Origin of the sequence: Winogradskyella ouciana (assembly GCF_009709615.1) — a bacterium.
Classification (GTDB): Bacteria; Bacteroidota; Bacteroidia; order Flavobacteriales; family Flavobacteriaceae; genus Winogradskyella; species Winogradskyella ouciana.
The window spans coordinates 113,417-136,798 of the sequence record NZ_WJYA01000006.1 but is presented as its reverse complement, the minus strand read 5'-3'; the positions used below and the strand labels follow the sequence as shown (position 1 = coordinate 136,798).

Annotated in this window: 24 protein-coding genes; 14 read left to right on the top strand and 10 right to left on the bottom strand. The window is 36.1% G+C overall.

Annotation, left to right across the window (positions count from 1 at the left end):
* Positions 1–15 precede the first annotated feature (15 nt).
* The 7 genes from F1003_RS10585 (at position 16) to F1003_RS10555 (ending at position 9,078) form a co-directional block, all read left to right on the top strand.
* A complete protein-coding gene (locus F1003_RS10585; RefSeq protein WP_162306960.1) occupies positions 16–1,878 on the top strand; it encodes an ABC-F family ATP-binding cassette domain-containing protein in 1,863 nt (620 codons plus the stop codon).
* A gap of 154 nt (positions 1,879–2,032) precedes the next feature.
* On the top strand, positions 2,033–2,791 hold the full coding sequence (locus F1003_RS10580) for an O-methyltransferase (protein WP_155089393.1): 759 nt from the start codon (positions 2,033–2,035) through the stop codon (positions 2,789–2,791).
* An 81-nt stretch (positions 2,792–2,872) separates the two neighbouring features.
* Positions 2,873–3,562 (top strand): ABC transporter ATP-binding protein, encoded by a 690-nt coding sequence (locus F1003_RS10575; protein ID WP_155089392.1) that lies wholly within the window; start codon positions 2,873–2,875, stop codon positions 3,560–3,562.
* Positions 3,563–3,714: 152 nt separating this feature from the next.
* Positions 3,715–4,290 (top strand): cob(I)yrinic acid a,c-diamide adenosyltransferase, encoded by a 576-nt coding sequence (locus F1003_RS10570; protein WP_155089391.1) that lies wholly within the window; start codon positions 3,715–3,717, stop codon positions 4,288–4,290.
* Positions 4,291–4,443: 153 nt separating this feature from the next.
* Entirely contained in the window at positions 4,444–4,665 is a 222-nt protein-coding gene (locus F1003_RS10565; RefSeq protein ID WP_008272287.1) for a DUF2795 domain-containing protein, read from the top strand.
* 208 nt (positions 4,666–4,873) lie between these two features.
* Complete coding sequence (gene secA, locus F1003_RS10560; protein WP_155089390.1) at positions 4,874–8,230, top strand: preprotein translocase subunit SecA; 3,357 nt, start codon at positions 4,874–4,876, stop codon at positions 8,228–8,230.
* A gap of 176 nt (positions 8,231–8,406) precedes the next feature.
* Entirely contained in the window at positions 8,407–9,078 is a 672-nt protein-coding gene (locus tag F1003_RS10555; protein WP_155089389.1) for a hypothetical protein, read from the top strand.
* A 124-nt stretch (positions 9,079–9,202) separates the two neighbouring features.
* Here F1003_RS10555 and F1003_RS10550 read toward each other — a convergent pair whose 3' ends face one another.
* On the bottom strand, positions 9,203–9,625 hold the full coding sequence (locus tag F1003_RS10550) for a DoxX family protein (RefSeq protein ID WP_155089388.1): 423 nt from the start codon (positions 9,623–9,625) through the stop codon (positions 9,203–9,205).
* Positions 9,626–9,786: 161 nt separating this feature from the next.
* Positions 9,787–10,449: a hypothetical protein gene (locus F1003_RS10545; RefSeq protein WP_155089387.1), complete on the bottom strand. Its 663-nt coding sequence runs from the start codon at positions 10,447–10,449 to the stop codon at positions 9,787–9,789.
* A 107-nt stretch (positions 10,450–10,556) separates the two neighbouring features.
* On the opposite strand from F1003_RS10545, the gene F1003_RS10540 reads away from it, so the two are divergent.
* Together F1003_RS10540 and F1003_RS10535 are read left to right on the top strand one after the other, a co-directional pair.
* Positions 10,557–10,970 carry a hypothetical protein gene (locus tag F1003_RS10540; RefSeq protein WP_155089386.1) on the top strand — a complete coding sequence of 138 codons (414 nt, stop codon included), beginning with the start codon at positions 10,557–10,559 and terminating at the stop codon, positions 10,968–10,970.
* Entirely contained in the window at positions 10,963–11,490 is a 528-nt protein-coding gene (locus tag F1003_RS10535; RefSeq protein WP_155089385.1) for a YybH family protein, read from the top strand. Before F1003_RS10540 ends, F1003_RS10535 begins: the two co-directional genes overlap by 8 nt.
* Here the strand turns inward: F1003_RS10535 and F1003_RS10530 are convergent.
* From F1003_RS10530 to F1003_RS10510, 5 genes are all read right to left on the bottom strand, one after another.
* Positions 11,487–12,443, bottom strand: coding sequence for a lipid A deacylase LpxR family protein (locus tag F1003_RS10530; RefSeq protein ID WP_155089384.1), 957 nt, complete (start codon positions 12,441–12,443; stop codon positions 11,487–11,489). The two genes, F1003_RS10535 and F1003_RS10530, sit on opposite strands and share 4 nt — an antisense overlap.
* Positions 12,444–12,476: 33 nt before the next feature.
* The gene (locus F1003_RS10525) at positions 12,477–13,181 is read right to left on the bottom strand and encodes a peptidoglycan DD-metalloendopeptidase family protein (RefSeq protein WP_235898313.1); all 705 of its coding nucleotides are present in this window, start codon (positions 13,179–13,181) and stop codon (positions 12,477–12,479) included.
* Between the two features lie 103 nt (positions 13,182–13,284).
* Entirely contained in the window at positions 13,285–14,889 is a 1,605-nt protein-coding gene (locus tag F1003_RS10520; RefSeq protein ID WP_155089383.1) for a hypothetical protein, read from the bottom strand.
* A 67-nt stretch (positions 14,890–14,956) separates the two neighbouring features.
* On the bottom strand, positions 14,957–15,526 hold the full coding sequence (locus F1003_RS10515; RefSeq protein ID WP_155089382.1) for a hypothetical protein: 570 nt from the start codon (positions 15,524–15,526) through the stop codon (positions 14,957–14,959).
* Complete coding sequence (locus tag F1003_RS10510) at positions 15,510–16,067, bottom strand: RNA polymerase sigma factor (RefSeq protein WP_438695861.1); 558 nt, start codon at positions 16,065–16,067, stop codon at positions 15,510–15,512. Before F1003_RS10510 ends, F1003_RS10515 begins: the two co-directional genes overlap by 17 nt.
* A gap of 296 nt (positions 16,068–16,363) precedes the next feature.
* Here F1003_RS10510 and F1003_RS10505 point away from each other — a divergent pair, with 296 nt between their 5' ends.
* The 5 genes from F1003_RS10505 to F1003_RS10485 are packed head-to-tail and all read left to right on the top strand — an operon-like array spanning position 16,364 to position 21,029.
* Positions 16,364–16,930: a DUF2911 domain-containing protein gene (locus F1003_RS10505; protein ID WP_155089380.1), complete on the top strand. Its 567-nt coding sequence runs from the start codon at positions 16,364–16,366 to the stop codon at positions 16,928–16,930.
* A gap of 15 nt (positions 16,931–16,945) precedes the next feature.
* Positions 16,946–18,028 (top strand): methylmalonyl Co-A mutase-associated GTPase MeaB, encoded by a 1,083-nt coding sequence (meaB, locus tag F1003_RS10500; protein WP_162306959.1) that lies wholly within the window; start codon positions 16,946–16,948, stop codon positions 18,026–18,028.
* Between the two features lie 39 nt (positions 18,029–18,067).
* Positions 18,068–18,784 (top strand): glycosyltransferase, encoded by a 717-nt coding sequence (locus tag F1003_RS10495; RefSeq protein ID WP_155089379.1) that lies wholly within the window; start codon positions 18,068–18,070, stop codon positions 18,782–18,784.
* 9 nt (positions 18,785–18,793) lie between these two features.
* Positions 18,794–19,417 (top strand): lipid-A-disaccharide synthase N-terminal domain-containing protein, encoded by a 624-nt coding sequence (locus tag F1003_RS10490; RefSeq protein WP_155089378.1) that lies wholly within the window; start codon positions 18,794–18,796, stop codon positions 19,415–19,417.
* Positions 19,410–21,029 carry an ArnT family glycosyltransferase gene (locus F1003_RS10485; RefSeq protein WP_155089377.1) on the top strand — a complete coding sequence of 540 codons (1,620 nt, stop codon included), beginning with the start codon at positions 19,410–19,412 and terminating at the stop codon, positions 21,027–21,029. The genes F1003_RS10490 and F1003_RS10485 overlap by 8 nt, the downstream gene beginning before the upstream one ends.
* A 2-nt stretch (positions 21,030–21,031) precedes the next feature.
* Here the strand turns inward: F1003_RS10485 and F1003_RS10480 are convergent, their stop codons facing one another.
* The 3 genes from F1003_RS10480 to F1003_RS10470 form a co-directional block, all read right to left on the bottom strand.
* Positions 21,032–21,625 carry a phosphatase PAP2 family protein gene (locus F1003_RS10480; protein ID WP_155089376.1) on the bottom strand — a complete coding sequence of 198 codons (594 nt, stop codon included), beginning with the start codon at positions 21,623–21,625 and terminating at the stop codon, positions 21,032–21,034.
* Between the two features lie 13 nt (positions 21,626–21,638).
* Positions 21,639–21,866, bottom strand: a complete 228-nt coding sequence (locus F1003_RS10475) for a DUF8828 family protein (RefSeq protein ID WP_155089375.1) — start codon at positions 21,864–21,866, stop codon at positions 21,639–21,641.
* Between the two features lie 117 nt (positions 21,867–21,983).
* Positions 21,984–23,366 carry an MATE family efflux transporter gene (locus tag F1003_RS10470; protein WP_155089374.1) on the bottom strand — a complete coding sequence of 461 codons (1,383 nt, stop codon included), beginning with the start codon at positions 23,364–23,366 and terminating at the stop codon, positions 21,984–21,986.
* Between the last annotated feature and the right edge of the window lie 16 nt (positions 23,367–23,382).

The window sequence follows — 23,382 nt, the reverse complement described above, 5'->3', positions numbered from 1 at the left end:
TGTAAAAAAATTAGCGTGAATTACCTCAACGTAGAAAATATATCCAAGTCATACGGAGAGCTTGTGCTCTTTAAAAATCTATCCTTTAGTATCCATAAAGATCAGAAGATTGCTTTTGTGGCAAAAAACGGTAGTGGAAAGACCTCAATATTGAATATTTTATCTGGTAAAGACACGCCAGATGAAGGACAAGTCGTTGTTAGAAAAGGACTACGATTAGCCTTTTTAGACCAGGAACCAGACTTAGATCCGAAACTAACTATTGAAGAAACCATCTTTGCTTCAGATATCCCTGTTTTAAAAATTATTGAAGCTTACGAAAATGCATTAAAAAATCCCGAAGATACAGAAGCCTACCAACTGGCTTTTGAAGCTATGGACCGAAACAACGCTTGGGAGTTCGAGACCCAATACCAACAGACCTTATCGCAACTAAAATTAGACGATTTATCCACAAAAGTGAGCACGCTTTCAGGTGGGCAAAAAAAACGATTAGCATTGGCTCAGGCGTTATTGAGTAAACCAGATATTCTAATTTTAGATGAGCCTACCAACCATCTTGATTTAGAAATGATCGAATGGTTAGAAGATTACTTTGCAAAAACCCAACAAACCCTTTTTATGGTCACTCACGATCGTTATTTCCTAGAGCGTGTTTGTAATGAAATTATTGAATTGGACCAAGGTCAACTCTACACCTACAAAGGTAATTACTCTTACTATCTCGAAAAGAAAGAAGCTCGTATAGAAAACGAAGCTATAGAAACTGGAAAAGCAAAACAGCTCTTTAAAAAGGAGCTCGACTGGATGCGTCGCCAGCCCAAAGCGCGTACCACAAAATCGAAAAGCAGAATTGATGATTTCTTCGAAATAAAATCTAAAGCGCATAAAAGGCGAAAAGACCATCAAGTGCAATTAGAAATTAACATGGAACGCCTTGGCAGCAAGATTATTGAATTCCACAATGTTTCAAAAGCTTTTAAAGACAAAAAAATACTCGATGGATTTGACTACACCTTCAAAAAAGGGGAGCGCATTGGTATTATTGGTAAAAATGGTACGGGAAAATCTACATTCTTAAATCTTCTCACGGGAAGTGTTCAAGCAGATGGTGGTAAAATCGTTCTTGGCGAAACCGTAAAAATTGGCTATTACACGCAAGGCGGAATCACAGTAAAACCACAGCAAAAAGTTATTGATGTCATTAGAGCTTACGGAGATTACATTCCACTGGCTAAAGGTCGTCAAATTAGTGCACAACAACTTTTGGAACGTTTCTTATTCGACAGAAAAAAACAATATGACTTTGTAGAAAAACTAAGTGGTGGCGAACAAAAACGATTGTACTTATGTACGGTTTTAATTCAAAATCCCAATGTTTTAATTCTAGATGAGCCGACCAACGATTTAGATATTGTTACCTTAAATGTACTTGAAGATTTTCTAATGGACTTTCCAGGTGTACTACTTGTTGTCTCGCATGATCGTTATTTTATGGATAAAATTGTAGATCATCTTTTTGTGTTTAGAGGTGATGGTGTGGTCGATGATTTTCCAGGAAACTATTCCGATTTCAGAGCTTACGACAGCAGTCAACCAAAGCAAGCTGAAACTATTGAAACTACAGACAACACTAAAGCGATAAAACAAAACGAAGCTGCTAAATTATCTTATAACGAACAGAAAGAATACAAAAATTTAGAATCTAAAATCCGCTCATTGGAATTAGATAAAAAAGCGCTCGAAGCTAAGTTCAATAATCCTGAATTGTCTCAAGATGAGATCAACAAACTGTCAGAAGAACTTCAGGTGATCATTGACACTATTGAAGAAAAAGAACTACGTTGGTTTGAGCTTTCGGAAAAACTTGAAAATTAAAATCTCTCTAAGTCGCAAAGACGCGAAGAAAAAGACAAATGTCATTGCGAGGAACGAAGCAATCTCATAACGAAAATGACTAATTATTTAGTAATTAAACAGTTCAAAATACAGATATTAACTTTGCGTCTCTGCGCCTTTGCGAGATAAACCTATGTACCAAATAATAGCATACATAAAATTCCTTTTGAGCTCTACCAATCAACATGGAGTCCACTCCCCTTTTGTCTATAATTTCGTCACCAAATGTTTATACGGCAGAGAAAGATACACTGCATATTCGGATTTGGACAATTATAGAAATACTTTAAAACGTTCAAATACTGAACTAGAGATAAATGACTTAGGCGAAGGCTCAAAAGTTCTAGACTCAAAAAAGCGTAAAGTAAGCGAAATGGTAAGAGCCTCGAGTAGCTCAAAAAAAGAAAGTAAATTACTGTTCAGAGTAGCGCAATATTTCAAGTTTAAATCAATTTTAGAGTTAGGTACATCCTTAGGCATGGGAACTTACGCTTTTGCATTGGCAAATCCATCTTCAAAAATTACAACTGTTGAAGGTTGCCCTAACACATTAAATTATACAAAATCACAGCTGGCAGAAAACATAACTTTCATCAATGGAGATTTTAAAACAATAATTCCTTCTTTGAAACAACAAAACTTTGATTGCATATTCTTTGATGGTCACCATAACAAAGAAGCAACCATTCAATATTTTGAATCCCTTTTATCGAAGGCACATAACGAGTCCGTTTTTATTTTTGATGACATCTACTTGTCAAAAGAAATGACAGAAGCCTGGGAATATATCAAATCTCATAAGGCGGTGACAGTCACTGTGGACTGTTTTCATTTAGGTTTTGTTTTTTTCAGAAAAGAACAAGCCAAAGAACATTTTAAAATTAGAGTGTAACAACCTCCCAACTTTAGCGTCTTATTATCTGTAAAATCCTGTATCTTGCAGGACAATTATTCAACCAACTGTTAGTTTACCATGAGCGACAACGTCATTGAGATAAGAGGTATTATTAGAGATTTTAAACTAGGACAAGAGATTGTTCATGTCTTAAAAGGCATAGATTTAGATATAAAACGTGGCGAATATGTTGCCATTATGGGACCTTCTGGTTCTGGTAAGTCAACACTTATGAATTTATTAGGTTGCTTAGACACACCAACAGCTGGTATGTACAACCTCAACGGCAAAGATGTGAGCCAAATGACTGATGATGAATTGGCAGATATTAGAAATACAGAAATCGGCTTCGTTTTTCAAACCTTCAATTTATTACCTAGAACCACAGCATTAGACAATGTAGCCTTACCTATGGTATATGCTGGTGCTTCTAAAAAAGCAAGAGAAGAACGCGCTACAGAAGTGCTTAACGACGTAGGTCTTTCAGACCGTATGGATCACAAACCGAATCAATTGTCTGGTGGACAAAGACAACGTGTTGCCGTAGGCAGAGCATTGGTCAACAAACCTTCTATTATCCTTGCGGATGAGCCAACAGGAAACCTCGATTCTAAAACTGGTACTGAGATTATGGCACTTTTCGACCAAATCCATGCTGCTGGTAACACCGTGATTATGGTAACCCATGAGGAAGAAATCGCCGCACATGCGAAACGTGTCATTCGTTTACGAGATGGTATCATTGAAAGTGATACGTTTAATGATTAGTGAAACTAATAAACGTATCAACACATAAACAGTTAAACGCTTAAATAATTCAACCAACTTTTTACTTTTCAACTTTGCCTTTTTTCGCCTTTGCGAGAAAAACTTCAAACTTCAAACTTCCACCTTCAAGCCATATTCCTTAACTTTGAAATATGAAAGTATACACTAAAACAGGAGACAAAGGCACAACCGCACTTTTCGGTGGAACACGTGTACCCAAGCATCATATCAGAATAGAAAGCTACGGCACTATTGATGAATTAAATTCCCATATCGGACTCATAAGAGATCAAGAAATTGACCAACTATATAAAAACACGTTGGTGCACATTCAAGATCGCTTATTTACCGTTGGAGCAATCTTGGCAACAGATCCTAAAAAAGCAACCTTAAAAAGTGGTAAGGATAGACTAAATATTCCTAAGATTTCTAACGAAGATATAGAACGTCTCGAAAAAGAAATGGATCAAATGGAAGCCAGTTTACCACCTATGACCCACTTTGTATTACCTGGTGGTCATCAAACCGTGTCATTCTGTCACATAGCTCGTACGGTTTGTCGCAGAGCCGAGCGCTTGGCCTCGCATCTCAATGATTTAGAGCCATTTCAACCCGAAACCTTAATGTACATCAATCGCCTTTCTGACTACCTTTTTGTATTGGCACGGAAGTTGTCACATGATTTGCAGGCAGAAGAGATCAAATGGATCCCACAAAAAGATTCGTAACGTTTTTGCCTTCAGACTGAGAATAATGCAATATTTCAGTCTGTAAAAGTTGAAGATTACACGTTCTTTTTATTAATGAATAATTAATTTAATTTTTTCTTGAATTATTCAACTAAAAAATTATTTTTGCAAAAATTAAAATTACAAACGCAAATGTATTGGACATTAGAATTAGCATCCTATTTAAGTGATGCACCTTGGCCAGCAACTAAAGACGAACTTATCGATTACGCGATTAGAACAGGTGCGCCTTTAGAAGTTGTTGAAAATTTACAAGCGATAGAAGATGAAGGAGATTCTTACGACTCTATTGAGGAAATTTGGCCAGACTATCCAACTGACGAAGATTACCTCTGGAACGAGGACGAATATTAACATATAAAATTACACAATTAAAGTCTCTTGCGTTATCTTAACTGAGAGACTTTTTTTATTTTCGAAAGTTCGAAAATAAACCTACTTCAATTTTCCCATCGAAGCGATGCGATGAGCATGTCGAAGGCGACTTTAGGAGTGTTTTCAAAATAACAAACTAAACAACATACAGTTTGAAAATCAATCAATCTGTTACAAAACATATAACATGGGCATACTAGATAAAGTACTAAAAGTTTTTGTTGGAGATAAATCCAAACAAGACGTTAGTGCGCTACAACCAATTGTAAACCAAGTAAAAACCTTTGAAAAAGCACTCGAAGCCTTATCGCATGATGAGCTTAGGGCAAAAACTACTGAGTTTAAAGATAAAATAGCAGAAGCTCGCAAACCACTTCTCGAAAAGCAAAATGAGTTATTGGCAAAAGCCGAAGAGACTGAGGATATTGATGAGCGTGAAGACATTTACGTAGAAGCCGACAAAATTGAAGATGACATCTACGAGGTTACCGAAGACGTTCTCAATGATATTCTACCCGAAGCCTTTGCAGTGGTTAAAGAAACCGCAAAGCGTTTTGTACACAACACTGAAATTCCTGTAACGGCAAATGCTTTTGATAGAGAAGTTTCTGGTGCAAAAGATTATGTAACCTTAGATGGTGACAAAGCTGTTTGGGCCAATTCTTGGGATGCTGCCGGTAAGCCCATTACCTGGGACATGATACATTACGACGTACAGTTAATTGGTGGTGTTGCTATGCACCAGGGAAAAATTGCAGAGATGCAAACTGGTGAAGGTAAAACATTGGTAGCAACGCTTCCTGTGTATCTAAATGCATTAGCTGGCAAAGGTGTTCACCTTGTAACAGTCAACGATTACTTAGCAAAACGTGACAGTGCTTGGATGGCACCAATCTTCGAATTTCATGGGTTGAGTGTAGATTGTATAGATTATCATACACCAAATTCAGATGCACGTCGCAAAGCTTATAACGCAGATATCACCTACGGTACCAATAACGAATTTGGTTTCGATTACTTACGTGATAATATGGCTCACTCACCAGAAGATTTAGTACAACGTCCACACCATTATGCCATTGTAGATGAGATCGATTCGGTGTTGATTGATGATGCACGTACTCCATTAATTATTTCCGGACCTGTTCCTAAAGGAGACGAACATGAGTTTGATGCCCTTAAACCTAAAGTTCAACAACTAGAGGATGTACAACGTAAACATTTGGTCGGTGTCTTAGCCGAAGCTAAAAAATTAATTGCAGCAGGAGACACTAAAGAAGGTGGTTTTCAATTATTGAGAGCCTATAGAGGTATTCCAAAAAACAAAGCTTTAATTAAGTTTTTGAGTGAAGAGGGTGTAAAACAATTACTTCAAAAAACTGAAAACTTCTACATGCAAGATAACAACAGAGAGATGCCTAAAGTTGATGCAGAACTCTATTATGTAATTGATGAAAAGAACAATCAAGTTGAATTGACCGATAAAGGTGTTGATTTTCTTTCAGGAAAAGACGACCCTAATTTCTTTGTGATGCCAGAAATGGGAACCGAAATCGCCAAGATTGAGGCTAAAGGTTTATCGTCTGAAGAGGAAGCTAACCTTAAGGAAGACTTATTTAGAGACTTCGGCATTAAGTCTGAGCGTATTCATACACTCAACCAGTTATTGAAGGCTTACGCGCTTTTTGAAAAAGATGTGCAATACGTAGTCATGGATAACAAGGTTATGATTGTTGATGAGCAAACAGGTCGTATTATGGATGGTCGTCGTTATTCTGACGGATTGCACCAAGCCATTGAAGCCAAGGAAAACGTAAAAATTGAAGCAGCTACGCAAACTTTTGCAACCGTTACACTTCAGAATTACTTTAGAATGTACCGTAAACTGTCTGGTATGACAGGTACTGCTGTTACTGAAGCCGGCGAATTCTGGGAAATCTACAAATTAGATGTGGTTGAAATTCCAACCAACAGACCAATCGCTAGAGATGATAGAGAAGATTTAGTTTATAAAACCAAGCGCGAAAAATATAATGCCGTAATTGACGAAGTTGTAGAGTTATCCAATGCTGGTCGTCCAGTTTTGATAGGTACAACCAACGTTGAAATTTCTGAGCTTTTAGGTAAGATGTTGAGCATTCGTAAGATTCCGCATAACGTACTTAACGCGAAACAACACAAACGTGAAGCTGAGATTGTAGCCGAAGCTGGTAATTCTGGACAGGTAACCATTGCCACCAACATGGCTGGTCGTGGTACGGATATTAAGCTGAGTGATGAAGTTAAAGAAGCTGGAGGTTTAGCTATCGTTGGTACGGAGCGTCACGATTCACGTCGCGTCGATAGACAGTTACGTGGTAGAGCTGGTCGTCAGGGAGATCCAGGAAGTTCACAATTCTATGTGTCATTAGAAGATAACCTAATGCGTTTATTTGGTAGCGAGCGTATCGCTAAGATGATGGATAGAATGGGCTTAAAAGAAGGCGAAGTGATTCAGCATGGCATGATTTCTAAATCTATTGAACGTGCACAGAAGAAAGTAGAAGAAAACCAATTTGGTGTACGTAAACGTCTTTTAGAATATGATGATGTAATGAACGCACAACGTGAAGTTGTTTACAAACGCCGTCGCAATGCCTTGCATGGTGAACGTCTAAGAGTCGATTTGGCAAATATGATTTACGATACCTCTGAAGGTATTGCGCTTAGCAATAAAGAAGCCAACGATTATAAAAACTTTGAGTTTGAATTGATCCGTTACTTTTCGATGCCATCACCTATTTCAGAAACTGAATTTTCTAATATGGATGCGATGAAAATTGCAGGTGTCATTTATAAAGAAGCCTTTAAGCACTATCGTGAAAAAATGCAACGTGCGGCTGACTTAGCTTACCCTGTAATTGAAAATGTTTACAACACACAGCGTGACCGTTTTAAGCGTATCGTAGTACCATTTACAGATGGTGTTAAAAATCTACAAGTTGTTACTGATTTAGAAAAGGCCTATGAGTCTAAAGGAAAGCAATTGATTAATGATTTTGAAAAGAACATTACACTTGCCATCGTAGATGACGCTTGGAAAACGCACTTACGTAAAATGGACGAATTAAAACAATCGGTACAGCTAGCTGTACACGAGCAAAAAGATCCATTATTGATTTATAAGTTTGAGTCTTTTGAGTTATTTAAAGCGATGATTGACCAAGTGAATAAAGATGTAATTTCGTTCTTATTTAAAGGTGAAATTCCACAAGAAACAGCGAATAACATCCAAGAAGCAAAACGCAGAAAACAAGAGAAGCTAGAAACGCAAAAGGATGAAATCCCTAATATGGATGAGCGTGCTGCACAAAGTAGATCTGCTGGCGAAAGCGCTTCGCGTCAACCGCAAGTTGTTGAAACCATTGTAAGAGAACAACCTAAAATTGGTCGTAACGACAAAGTTACGATTAAGCACGTAATGAGTGGCGAAAGCAAAGTGGTAAAATACAAACAAGCCATTCCGTTGATTGATAAAGGAGAATGGGTTTTGGTGAATGATTAAATTCCTGCGAAGGCAGGAATCTCATAAATAGAATCTAAAAATCCTGATGATACCATCAGGATTTTTTGCTTTCCGTCATTACGAACGACGTGAAGCAATCAGTGAATTGTATGTATGGTGATAAATAAAAGTGCATGGATTTTAGTAACTTCAAAAATTACATATACATACAGAATATGAAACATATCATTTCAGCAATTTTTTTTACAGGAATTTTAATGTCTTGTAATTCATCAGACAAAACGAAAACGACCATAGAAGAAACTGCTCCGAAGGAAACTACAGTTGAAAATGCACCAGACAAAACCAATAATAATTTAAAACCTATAGATTCTGATGAAGCATTAATTGCAACAGCATTAATGGCTGCTCCAGAAGTGAGCAGAGCTGACTGCAAAGTTATTGGCTATAATATGGCAGGTGAATTTGTCACCTTAAAAGAAGGGAACAATGAATTTATAGTACTTGCCGATGACCCTAAAAAAGAGGGATTTAGTGCTGCATGTTATCACAAAGACCTCGAACCCTTTATGGCAAGAGGAAGAGCCTTAAAAGCAGAAGGAAAGAAACATCAAGAAATTTTTGATATAAGAGAAGAAGAAGTAAAATCAGGTAAGCTTAAAATACCTACAGGCGCCACCTTGCATATCTACTATGGTAAAAGCACACTCTATGACCCTGCAACGGCAAAAGTAGATGGCGCACGACTCCGCTATGTAGTTTATATGCCTTATGCAACGGCAGAATCCACAGGTTTACCAGAATCACCAGCAGCTTCTAACCATCCTTGGATAATGAATCCAGGAACACATAGAGCGCATATTATGATTTCACCTTTGCCAGAATAAAAAATTCAAATACTCTTTATTAAATCCTGAGATAAACTTTTTATTACCAAAGAAGGCTTACAGGAATATTGGATACAATGGAAAAATAAAGTGACTCAGTCAGAGTGCAAATAATTAACTAAAACTACTGCTGCATCTTTAAATACTTATCTACCGAATGTTTACCTGAACCGTAAAACAAAAAGAAAATACAAACAATTAACACAGAAGTTGTAAGTATAAAATTTCTAACATCCATTTCTCCAATAAAATTTATCAGCACAGCTCCAATGAGTATTGGTAATTGAGCCACTATAGCCCAACGAGTTAACAAACCAAATACAATTAAAAAGCCACCGACAAAATGTGCTGGTGCTATGTAGTGAACAATCCACACATCTCCAATTAACGGTTTAATTGGCTCATAAAGCTTCAACAATAAAGGAAGATTAGACATAAAATAAACTCCTTGGTAAAATAGAAGAATACCCAAGGCAATTCTTAACAAATCAATAGGATAATAAGAGTGTGCATTAGCCCATTTATTGAGTGATTTTATATAGCCCATAGTTCAACTGATATTGATTTCACTTCTTTAAAGTTACTTAATTTTCTTGAGAAATGGAATGAAATCTTTACAAAAGTGTCTGAATATCAAGAACTAAATTACAGAAAATCACTTCTTCCATCCTTTCGGAAAACCTGAATTAAGTAAAAGCCTACAATTATTTATGTAATAGTGACACCTACATTTTTAGAATAAATGGCCATAGCCTCTTTTGGCACATCTTGAAAAATGAGAGTACGTTTAAAGAACAGCCATTTTTCAGTTCTAAGCACGTATGGTGAAAATCCAGAGCGATGAATACCCTTTAATGATGGAATGTTATCCACTCCAACAAAAGTAATGATATATCTTCTACCTGCTTTTTTTTCCATATCCAATATTCTGGTTATTGCTGCTGGCATTATTCCGTTTCTTCGCATTGAAGGAATGGTAAAACCACCTTCCAATAACATTTCATTTTCCTTTAAAACAGGAAACGATGGTCCCCAAAATTCCTTTACAGCATCCTTATGATCTGCACCTATAAGCCATTGTCTAAAGCAAGGATTATCATCAGTAGTTATTGCTACATAGCAATTCGGGATGTTCTTTTCTATCAATCCATCGTTTTGTAAATCCTTTGCAAAATACTTACTGTCATCAGCTTTATATAAGCGAATATTAATATCTATTTGAGCATTTGGTGCTTCAAAAGGAATATTTAAATCACGTTTTAACCCAAAGGCTTCCGTTTTAGAAAAGACACGCTTAGAGACGCCTTTAATCATAAAGCTGATCTCTCCCTTTTTAATGAGATTAAAAATTCTAAGCACTGTGTTTTTCATACTTAAGTCGACTTAAACGGCCATAAAAATAGACTTTAAAAAATAAGGGCACTGAAAGCAGTGAAACTTTTTTAGTATCTTGAAACCACTAACTAATCTTCCTTAATATGAAAAATGTTTTAGCAACCATTGTAGGTTTTATTGTAGCCTCTGTCACAGTTTATATCATAGAATCTATTATTGGACACAATATGTTTCCTCTACCAGAGGGTGCAGATCCTATGAATATGGAGTGGTTAAAAAACAATATGGATCAAATCCCAACGGGATCTAAAGTACTTGTAGTTATCGCTCATTTTTTTGGACCAATTGCAGGAATGTTTGTAGCTGCTAAAATCTCTAAAACAAGCATGATTCCTGCTTATATCGTTGGTGGATTAATGATAGTTGCAACGCTTTTCAACATCATAATGCTTCCAAAAGAACTGTGGTTTACCTTAGCCGATGGCGTACTGGTAATTGTTGGTTTCTTAATTGGAAAATCTTTAGCTAAAAAACAAATCCCTTCAAGTCATGATTAAAAAAACAATTATTCCCATAGTCGTTCTGGTATTTAGCATGACTTCTATTTGTGCTCAGAATTTAGACAACCTCAAAGCTTTAAACGCAGTTTGGGGGAAATTCTATAAAGCCTTTGAAACACTAGATTATACGTTGATGGCAGATATCCATGCTGAGGATTTGGTACGTATTTCTGGTGGTAAGCGTATTTTAGATTACGAGACTTACATTACTAATTACAAAACTAACTTTGAACGTAGTAAAGCAAATGGCCAGACCAGTGACATTTCCCTACGTTTTTTTGAACGTATCAATAACGACTCCACAGCAAGTGAACGCGGTATTTATAAATTAACCAGAAATAAAGGTACCGAAAACGAACAGAGTTATTATGGTCAGTTTCATGTGCTGTTTAAGAAAATTGATGGTGAATGGAAAATAACCTTAGACTATGATTCTTCTGAAGGTGGAACTATTGGCGAAGATGACTTTAACAAAGCCTTTGCCATTGATGATTTTGAAAAATTTACAACGGATTAAAACGTAAACCCAATCCTGATGCCTCCCCATTTTGCTGAGGAACCCGATTTAAATTCTCGCGTAATGGCACTTCTGGTATATTCAAAATACAAGGTTCTGGTTTTTATAACCAATCCATAATTGTATTGTGCCGTAAAGCGTTCTAAATTATCAGTTGAAATGGTGTAAGGACTTTTATCATTCAATACACCACCTTGAAGCGTTGCATCATAACCAATTATACCAACCATTGGTTGCGCATAAAGATAAACCTGAAAATTTCTGTTCTCTTCGACAGTTTCAAAAGGTAAATTTACAATTCCTATTGTGGTATTGAATCCAACTGAAGCATTAGTGAACAGTGTGCCCAACTGCAATGTCCCATTAGCATTTAAGCCAAATAGATTCTTATAGCTATAAAGCTCTTTTTCAAAATCAATTCTGTAATTGAGAATAAGATCATTTTTAATCTGATTGTCCCATCCGCCTGGAATTTTATTCCCAGTGGCTTTATGTATGCCTACCTGCATCTCCTTACCAAAAGCACCAGGACCAATGAGTCCTAAGCTTAAGGATTGTGATAGTCTAAATTTCTTTTCAATGTTTGTGTCTATCTTAAAGCTTTTCAGCATTATAGCAGATGCAAAAGGCCTATCTCCAAACTGAATGTCTTTGCTCACGTAGTCATTTGGTGTAAACCCAATATGCTCTAAGGCCAAACCAAATTTTGTATTTGCGCTACTAGGTTTAAAGAATAGTTTATTGACAGGATTCTTTTCTAGGCTCTGCAAAACCACTTCAAAGCTATAGCCTTGGGTATAGTTTTCGTCTGTGGCTGCAAAATAATCGTTGTCGTAGTGAAATCTAAAATAGCTTTCGCTTTCTATAGCTCTATAAGAAATCGTATTGTCAATCTTTTGAGCACATATAATTATAGGGCACAAAAAGAAGAAAAAAATTGATGTTATTCTCATACTAACACATACGAGAATGTATATGCTATGGTTTCAAATTAGATCTAAGAGCAAATTAGGATCAGGACAGTTCCTTTTATAGAATGATATATCCAATTGATTACTCACGCCAGGATAATCACCTTTGTAATCTTGAATATCCTTTATAATCTGAAAATGTAAATGCGGAGGATAATCTCCATTGACCTTGGCAGTTCCTAAAGTTGCCAATTGCTGGCCTTGCTTCACTTCTGCTCCAACCTTTAAATCTTTAATTGACTCTAAACTTAAATGCCCATAAAGTGTAAAGAATTTTTCGCCTTCAATATGATGCTCTAAAACTATAGTTGGTCCATAATCACCATAATTGGTGTTGTTTTTAAAACTATGAATAGTGCCATCTAAGGGAACATATACTGGAGAATCTGCTTCTATCCAAAGATCCATACCTAAATGAATATTGCGTTCTTCCTCCGGATTTTCTTGATTAAAATAATCACTACGCTGATAGATGCCTCGTTGTTCTAAGTAACCACCAAATGCTGCCTTAGCATTACGTTTCGCTATATGGTTCCAAACAAAAACTTCTAATTCTTTTGAGGATGACATATTTACATCTGCTAAGTCAGGATTTTTGACAGACAAATCCAAAGTTGTATAATCTTCTTTAGTTATTGAAGTACCGAGTAAAGGATAAGGTTGAAGTGAAGTTAATAAGGTATCTAAAGTAGAAAGCGGCATAAAAAATAAAATTTCCATAAAAATACTCTATTTATGGAAAAGGACATCGACTTTATTTAGTCTGGCATTAGAAATAAAAAAAGGTGAGATCACCTAATTTCAGGACATTGCAATGCACAATCTAATTCATAATCACATTGCTGAATTTTGCATTTACGCTAATGTTTCTGTTAGAACTTTGTCCTTCAGGATAATTTCTAATGGTTTCTTGCGACGTTGGTTTATTGTTCAACTTAGAGCGACTCCCTTTAAAGTACAAACTGTAATCTACATTCTTTGGTAAGTTCACCAACGCATCGGTATTTTCTAACACCAAATTTAGATTCTTAAATGTCTCTGCGAGGTTAGATATGGTTAAATCACCAAAACTACCATCAATAATCCCAGTATCTGTAAGGCGTTCTATATTAATGTTAGAAGATTTGGAATTCAATACTAAATCCTTTGCATTTTTAATCTGTGCCTTATCCACATAGTTGAGATTAAGTGTTCCTAAATTCCAGGTATTAATAACTACTGGTGAATAAGATACATTGATGGAAGTCTCGCTTCCATCAATGTTATCTGCTACTAAAAATGCATGTGATATATCTCCACTAAGGTTATAAATAACCGAAGATAATTTTAATTCGCCATGCCTAATATTGGTCTTTAATTTTGCCTTTTTAGGGATTTTTATTTTAATCACCTTTTTAACCTTGCTATTACTACCAGATTCTAGACGTCTCACCAAAATGGACTCTCTTTTATCTCTCATTTCTTTATGGCGTTTTTCCATTTCGGCAGCACGTTCTGCAACAGATTCTGCACGCTCTGCATAACGTTCTGCTAAACGAGCTTCGCGCTCTGCCATTCGTTCTTGACGCTCTGCCATGGCCTCACCACGTTTTTCCATCTCCTTTGCGTATTTTTCACCAAACTTCTCTCCCCAAGCTTCCATTTTTTCTGCCCATTCTTTTCCAAATTTTTCACCAAACTCTTCACCCCATTTTTCCATATCCTTAGCATATTCTTTACCAAATTTCTCTCCCCATTCTTCCATGTCCTTTGCCCATTGGCCTTCAAAACGTTTGCCGTATTCTTCACCCCATTTTGCCATCTTTTCTTGGTAACCAGATTCCGCAAATCGCTTTGCCCATTCTTCCATGCTTTTCTGTAATTCCTTACCACCTTCTTTTTCATACTTTTTGCTCCACTCTGCCAAGTACTTTTCACCTTCTTCTTGATATCTCTCGTAATCAAAAGATATTGACTTTACACCTTCTGGTAATTCAGGGAGCTCAGGCATTTCTGGCATCTCGGGCATTTCTGGTAGCTTAGCCATTTTTGGCATTAAAGGCATTCTTGGCATTTCTGGCATCTCTGCCAACTCAAATTCCAAATCTCTCAATAGTACAGCATAATCCTCTTCGCCAAATAAGCCTACAGCTCTTCCTGCACTAGATGAAATGATAACCCTATCATTAGATCCTTCTACTTTAAGGTTCCATGCTTCTAGAGCACGCTCTAACTCTTCTTCTGAAAGTTTGTCGCTTTCTATATAAGCTTCTACCTCTACAATGTCTTTGTTCCATGTGTCGATTTCTATTTCAACATAACTTGTGTTAAGGTCAATTACAACATCTTTGTTTACCTTAATGGATTGCGATGTTTTGTTTAACTTTTTTTGTGCATAACCAAATGAGGTTAAGAGGCACAATACTAAAATTTTAATTGTTTTGATCATTTGTTTTGATTTTTAGAGATACCCTGTCTATTGGGTAAATTCTGTTCGATTTTTGATTTATAATTGATTATATACTCTCTTGAGTAAAAGTGTCGTCATTAAACTCCTGCAACTTATCTTTAAGACGCATTACAAGGTTTAGTCTAAACTTTAGATTATCTATTAGCGCGTCTAAATTCTCCTCATTAGGTCCATTTTCATTTAGCTCTAGGGTAAGCTTATCATATTCTTCGTTTAATTCCTTAAGTCGTTGAATATAACCATCTACCAAATCCTTGTTCTCAGGAGTCATTTGCACTTTTGACAACTCTAAGTTGATGCTTGCCAAGTAGTAGTCTTCAACTTTTTTTAAATCTGGAGAAACATCTCCAAGAGTTTTTATGTTAGTCTCTACCACTTGCTTATCATCATCAGGAATTACTGGCGTTGATTGAAAAAACTGATACGCACCAAAACTTAAACCCAACAATATAATCACACTAGCCGCCATGTTTAAAAAGCTAAATCGAGTGGATTGCTTTTTAACAGGCAATTCCGCATCTAGCTTGTCTAAAAAGCGTGCTTCATGACCTTCAGACATTTTCGCATGCTGTGCTTTGGTATCCTTTTCAAATAAACTTCTAAGATCTTGTGCCATTTTTCTCTGTTTTTAATGCTATCTGCAATTTTTGTTTTCCTCTAGAAAGTTGTGTTCTTGATGCCACTTCCGTAATATTCAGGATTTCTGAAATCTCTTGGTGGTCATATCCTTCAACTAAATAGAGCATTACAACATATCTATATTTTTCTGGCAGCTGTTCTATCGCTGCTTTTACCTCGTCTATCGTTACACTGTCATCAACCAACCATTCGCTTTCATAATAGTCATCAACAACATTGAGATGATGCTCTTCCAATTCTATTAAGCGCTGACGTTTAGATTTTAAAACATCAATACATCTATTTATTACAATGCGCTTTAACCATGCACCAAAAGTGACTTCCGCTCTGTATTGATCTAATTTGGAAAATGCCTTTATAAAAGCCTCTTGTACTATATCTTCGGCTTCCATGGTATCTTTCACAAATCGTAGCGCAACTATGAGCATGCCATCACAATACTGATTGTACAATTGCATTTGCGCTTGCCTATCATTCTTCTTGCATTTTTCAACAATATGAATCTGAATCGTGCTAATGATTAATTGGTTTTGGTTGATGATTGGTTTTCTTGATAATCGAGATAAGTTATTGAAACTTAATTTAGATTTTCAAAGTCTTGCTTCTTAAATCGTCATACTTGTTTCAAACTAACTTCACTCTAAAGACGACACATTTTTTTAAGTGTTGCAAAATCCTTTAAAAAAATTGCAAATTCTTTCAAATTATAAGATTTGCTTAAAATTCAGCGTTCTATTCTATAAATTTAGGGAATTGAATTATCTTTAAATTCTGAAATAAAAATTCACCAAAATAAACTTCTGAGAAAAGAATTATGCTAAAACGCCTCCTCATTGTACTATCCATTATAGCATTGGGTTTACTTATATACTCCGTATTCGTTGAAAATATTTTTTCGCCACGATTAAGTCCGAAGGATACTGCTAAAATTACGCTAAACGACTTAAACTTAAAAGTAGAATACAATAGACCTTCTAAGCGCGAGCGTGAAGTTTTTGGTGCTCTTGTACCTTATAATGAGGTATGGAGAACCGGTGCCAATGAAGCCACAACCTTTGAAACCAACAAGGATTTAATGATTGATGGTATGCTCTTAAGGAAAGGTAAATACACATTATGGACTGTACCTATGGAAAATTCTTGGAAAGTAATGTTCAACTCAAAACAATATGAATGGGGAGTGAACGAAAAGATGGAACCGATGTGGGATCCTAATTACGATGCCATTGAATTAGAAGTACCAAAACAAGAGCTAGATGAAACCGTGGAAAAGTTCACCATTGCTTTTGATAATAAAACCGGAAACTTAAAATTGACTATGGCATGGGATCAGACTTTAATTGAAATTCCTGTTCAAGTTCATCCTAACTCAGGTTCATAAAAACTTTAATGCAAAGTGACAAAAAAAGACCAACCATATAAATCTGCTTTGCATGAACAAGATGGTGTTGAACCTCCTAAAACTCTCAGTTCAAATTCGGCAAAATCCATACAGACCAAACGTAAAAAACAACCCTCTGTTGAGGAGTTGGTCAATGGGATTATTTCTGGAAACATTACGGATTTAAGTAGAGCAATCACTCTAGTTGAAAGCACAAACACAAAGCATGCCAATAAATCTCACGACATTATTACGGCTTGTTTGCCTCGCGCCAACAAATCTATAAGAATTGGCATTACTGGTGTACCTGGTGTAGGTAAAAGTACTTTTATTGAGGCTTTTGGAAGCTACCTCACTAACATCGGTAAAAAGGTCGCTGTTCTCGCTGTTGACCCAAGTAGTACCTTGAGTAAAGGCAGCATTCTAGGTGATAAAACCAGGATGGAAGATTTGGTTAAGGACAAGAATGCGTTTATAAGACCATCACCTTCTGGTGATTCACTTGGTGGTGTGGCAAGAAAAACGAGGGAAACCATCATTTTATGTGAAGCAGCTGGATTTGACACCATTATCATAGAAACCGTTGGTGTTGGCCAAAGTGAAACCGCTGTGCATAGTATGGTCGATTTCTTCTTACTTTTAAAACTCGCTGGTGCAGGTGATGAATTACAAGGCATTAAACGCGGTATTATTGAAATGGCCGATGCGATTGTTATCAACAAAGCGGATGGTGATAATCTTAAAGCTGCTAAAACTGCAAAAGTAGAATTCAATAGAGCCTTACACCTTTATCCTGAAAAGGAATCGGGTTGGTCACCTAAGGTGTCGCTTTGTAGTGCCTTGAAAAAAGAAGGCATTTCTGATGTTTGGGAACTCATCCAAGACTACATAACTACGACATCCTCAAATGACTATTTTGAGCATAATAGAAATAACCAGAACAAGTTTTGGTTGTTACAAACTATAGAAGAGCGTTTAAAATCTAATTTCTACAAGTCGCCTAAAATAAAAGCAGAACTAGATGCGCAGATACAATTGGTTGAAGCTGGTAAAACAACTCCTTTTGCCGCTGCTGAGTACTTACTTTCGTTATCATAAAAAAACTATACTTTTGCACAGACTAAGCAATCATAGTGTATGACGTATAAGTTGACCATCATCGTTCCGGTTTATAATGAAGAGGAAAATCTAGAACGTGTAGAAACCGAGCTTTCTAACTATCTTAAGATAGCATCTGTACCCACTTCGGTATTGTTTGTTAATGATGGTTCTACAGACAATAGTCAAGCATTGATAGAAAAGATTTGTGCTACCAATGAAGCTTTTGAATACATTCTCTTTAAAGAAAACAAAGGTTTAAGCGCTGCTATAAAAGCTGGTTTTGATTATGTTGATACTGAGCTGGCTGGCTACATAGATTCCGATTTACAAACAGCACCTGAAGATTTCAATATTCTTTTAGAACACATAGACACGCATGAGTTGGTCACTGGTGTACGCTCTAACCGTAAAGATTCTTTTGTTAAGAATATGTCTTCTAAAATTGCCAATGGTATTAGACGCGCATTTACACATGATGGTATGGATGACACGGGTTGTCCACTTAAAATCATTAAAACGGATTATGCTAAACGTATTCCTATGTTTAGAGGTTTACACCGCTTTTTACCTGCTATGATTATGCTTCAGAATGGCAGAATAAAACAAGTTACTGTTCAGCATTTTCCTCGACTTGCCGGTACGGCAAAATTTGGACTTTGGAATAGGCTTTTGGGCCCACTTATGGATTGTTTTGCCTATTTGTGGATGAAGAAGAAATACATTAATTACGAAGTTGAAAAATCGAGTAAATAATATTTTAATTTGAAAGACTGGATTATTTACAGCATCGGATTTTTGGCCCAGATTTTATTTTCGTCTCGGCTGATCATTCAATGGATTACGTCCGAAAAACAGCGTAAAGTCATTACTCCATCTACATTTTGGACATTAAGTTTAATCGCCTCTTTCCTCTTGTTCATTTATGGTTATTTAAGACTAGATTTTGCCATAATGCTAGGACAGAGTTTAACGTATTTCATCTACATTAGAAACTTACAGTTACAGGGACAATGGCAAAAGTTTCCTAAAATTGTTCAGTATTTGCTGTTTATAGTTCCGGTAATAATCGTTGTTTTTTACTATAACAACAACAAAATAGATATAGAATTACTCTTTAAAAACGAAGCTATACCAACATGGCTATTAGTTCTTGGTGTTGTGGCTCAAATCATTTTCACCTTGCGATTTGTATATCAATGGATTCACTCTGAACGCAATAAGGCATCATCCTTACCATTAGGGTTTTGGGTGTTGAGTTTAATTGGCGCTGCTTTGATTTTGAGCTATGCTATTATAAGAAAAGACCCAGTACTCTTTGTTGGACATCTTTTTGGACTAGTTATTTACATTAGAAATGTTTATTTAATAAAGCAGAATAATGATTAAGCTCATAGAAAAATACCCAATTTTAAGTCTTTTACTTTTTGTAGTTGTAATGCTTGGTTTTACCATTGATGCTATTCCTGTGAGTATTATGGAAGCCCGTAATTTTATTTCTGCTCGCGAGATGCTTACCGATAACAATTGGGTATTAACCACTATGAACGGTGAGGCGCGCTATCAAAAACCACCTTTACCAACATGGATAACCGCATTTTTCGGTTTACTTTTTGGCATTAAATCTGTTTTGGCATTACGTTGGCCTGCATTACTTTTTATGGCGAGTATTGGCATCACAACTTTTCTACTATCAAAAAAATTAGAACTTAGTAAATCACACAGTCTTGTTAATGGATTTATTGTACTAAGTTCTTTTTATGTTATAGGAATTATTATTGAAGCACCATGGGATATTTACACACATGCCTTTATGCTCATGGCCTTGTATCAGCTTTTTATAATGTTTCAAAAGCAGAAAACATCAATAGTCCATAGTTTACTTTTTGTTGTGTTTTTGGCTTGTTCGGTCTTGTCTAAAGGTCCTGTTTCGTTGTATGTTTTGTTATTGTCTTTCATCATTTCTTACGGTATAGCTTACAAGTTTAAAGGTGGTGCACTTCACTTTTTAAAACTTTTTAGCTTATTGGTTTTTGGGATTGTATTAGGTGGTTGGTGGTATTTTCATGTACGTGTTGCTGACCCTGAAACCTTTACTGCAATTGCAGAACGCGAAACCTCCAATTGGAGCAGTTACAACGTAAGACCGTTTTATTACTATTGGAGCTTTTTTGTACAAAGCGGATTATGGGCTGTTGCAGCATTGGTGAGCCTTATTTATTCGTATATGAAGTCAAGGGTGTCAAATCTAAAAGCCTATAGGTTTAGCTTTTTCTGGACGATTATAGCCATAGTTCTATTGTCCATTATTCCTGAAAAAAAATCGCGCTATCTAATGCCTGTATTGATTCCACTGGCAATTAATATTGGTTTCTATATAGAATATTTAATAAGAGAATTCAAAAATCTGAAATCGAAAAAGGAAACTATTCCTGTTTATTTTCAGTTTGGATTGATTGGTGTCATTGCAATTCTATTTTGGGTTATTTGGTTTTTTTCAAGTGATATTTTAACCGGAATGTTATTAGTGAGATTCGTAATTACAGCAATAGTTTTAGCCATTATTGGTTTTTTTATTTTCAAGTTTTTAAAATCGAAACAAATCAAAAGTGTTTTCTATTTGGTTATTGCTTTTATGACCACCTTAGGTTTGGTGGCATTACCGATATCAAAATCCCATTCTCAAGTTGATTACAAACACGTTTCAGAATTAAAACATTCAGGCTTGCAGCTTTATCATTTAGACTATGTAGCGCCAGAAGTGATATACAACTACGGTGACAAAATCCCGAGTATAAAAACGAGTGAAGGTTATGTGATCCCAAATGACAAGCGATTTTATTTGTTGACCAATAAAGTGAAGCCAGACACTATAGATGCACTTTCAAAAGTATATAAGATCGAATTTAAAGACACTTACGATTTAAATTCTTCTAACAAAGACACTAGAGGTTATAAAAATAGGCTTACAAATGTCTTATACGAATTAACCCGGAAGTAATATTAAAGTACTTTATCTGGTGGATCCTTTAAGGCAAATCTAGATTGCAGATATTTATCGAGTTTGTAGAATGCAAATCCTGAAAGTCCTCCAAAAATAAGACCAGAAAGCACATCCAAAGGATAGTGCACTCCAATATAAATACGACTATAACCCATGGTGATAGCCCAAACCACTACAATATAAATAAGGTATTTATACTTTTTCCGCAACATTAATCCTACCAATATGGCAAGACCCATAGAATTACTAGCATGACCCGAAAAATAACCATATTTACCTCCGCAACCTTCTCTAACAATACGCATTAGTTCTTTGATTTCTGCTTGGTGACAAGGTCTGTGACGCATCACACCATCCTTAAATAAATTGGTGACTTGATCCGTAAAAGTGACCATGAGCACCACAGAAATAAGGGTAACCAAAACCATTTTTATTCCCAATCGCTTGTATAATAAAATTAATAGAACAGCGTACAATGGTATCCAATTCCATTTAGTAGTATAAGCCATCCAGAATCCATCCCAAGATGTGTTACCTAGACCATTTAAATACAAAAAAAGTTCTTTGTCTAGCTCTACAAGTTGCTCTAGCATACCTCTTTTTTAGTTAATCATCATATCTTGCTACTTCCCTATCGTAAAATTCGGTAGCTTGTTTGATATAATTTTCGGCTTCGGTTTCCAATTCTTTTTGGTCGTGTTGATCAAATTCCTCAAACCACTCTACTTCGTCATTTTCTAGATTAATGATAAATCGCGGAAACTCTGTATGAATAATAAATATAGCATCAGGATAATCCGTGTTGTCGCCTAATATAAATTTGGGTAGTTCCATTTGTTAAGTTTGAAGTTTGAAGCACAAAGCTTGAAGATTTTCAATATAGATGCAAATATATAGATTTTGATTGAGCTCTTCAATTAAGCTATAGAAATCAAACTATTCATCATCTAATCAGGTTATTATTTTATTAGCAATGAGCTTTTTAGTTAAGTAGTTAAAACGAATGAATAAAAGAATGGCTGCAGCACTTAAACCCGCCAATAGCCCAAGCCATATACCTAAACTACCATAAGCGTCCTCTTTTCCTAAAAAATAACTTATAGGAAAGCCAATGACCCAATATGAAATAAACGTAATTACTGTTGGGATCTTTACATCCTGTAGTCCACGTAAAGCACCTAGTGCAATAACCTGAAGGCTGTCACTAATCTGAAATACCGCTGCAGCCAATAATAAGGTTGCTGCTATTTTAACTACCTCCATGGTGTCCACAGCATTGGTAGGGTCGTCTAGATCTACATACAAGTCCGGCAGAACCTTATGAAAAATAGCGAAAAGTAAAGCAAATACAAATGCAAAAACAAACCCGACCAAAAAGATGGATTCTGCTATACGTTTTAGATTCACATAATCCCTTAACCCTTTTTGGTTACCTACTCTAACCATGGCAGCTACACTTAATCCCATAGCGACCATGAAGGTCATTGAAGATAAGTTTAAAGCAATTTGATTGGCTGCCTGAGCATTCTTACCAAGTGTACCACTCAACCAAATCGCTGCTGTAAAAATGGCAACTTCAAAAAACATCTGCATAGAGCTCGGTAAACCCAAGTTTGCCAGCTTTTTAATGGGCTGTTTACTTAGCTTGAAGAATTTAATATTAGTGACATAGGCCTTAGATTTCTTTTTCTTAGCAAGCAACCACCATAAGAAAAACAGCATTACAAAACGCGACACCAAAGTACCAACGGCTGCACCTACAATGCCCATTTGAGGAAAGCCGAACTTCCCAAAAATCAAAACATAGTTAATCACAACATTTAAAATATTGGCAACAATAGTAGCATACATCGGATATTTGGTTAGAGACAGTCCATCGCTAAACTGTTTAAATGCCTGAAATACAATTAAAGGCACCAAAGAAAACGCTACCAAATCTAAATATGGGATCGCCAACTCAACCACTTCTTCAGGCTGATCCATGACATACATTAAAGGTTTTGCCACTAACAACATTAAGAACAATATCAAACCTAAAACCGTACAAAGAAAAAAACCATGTTTAAAAACGGATTTTCCTTTTTCGAAATTTTGTTCAGAATCAGCTTCAGCTACCAAAGGAGTTATTGCTGTAGAAAAGCCTATGCCAATGGACATGGCAATAAAAATAAAACTATTGCCCAAAGACACAGCTGCCAATTCAGCAGCACCTAATTGCCCAACCATCACATTATCTACAAAGCTCACAAACGTGTGTCCAAGCATACCCAAAATAACCGGAGATGCCAGTTTAAGGTTGTACTTAAATTCTTTGGTGTAGTTACTTAAAACCATGGCGCAAAAGTAGTGC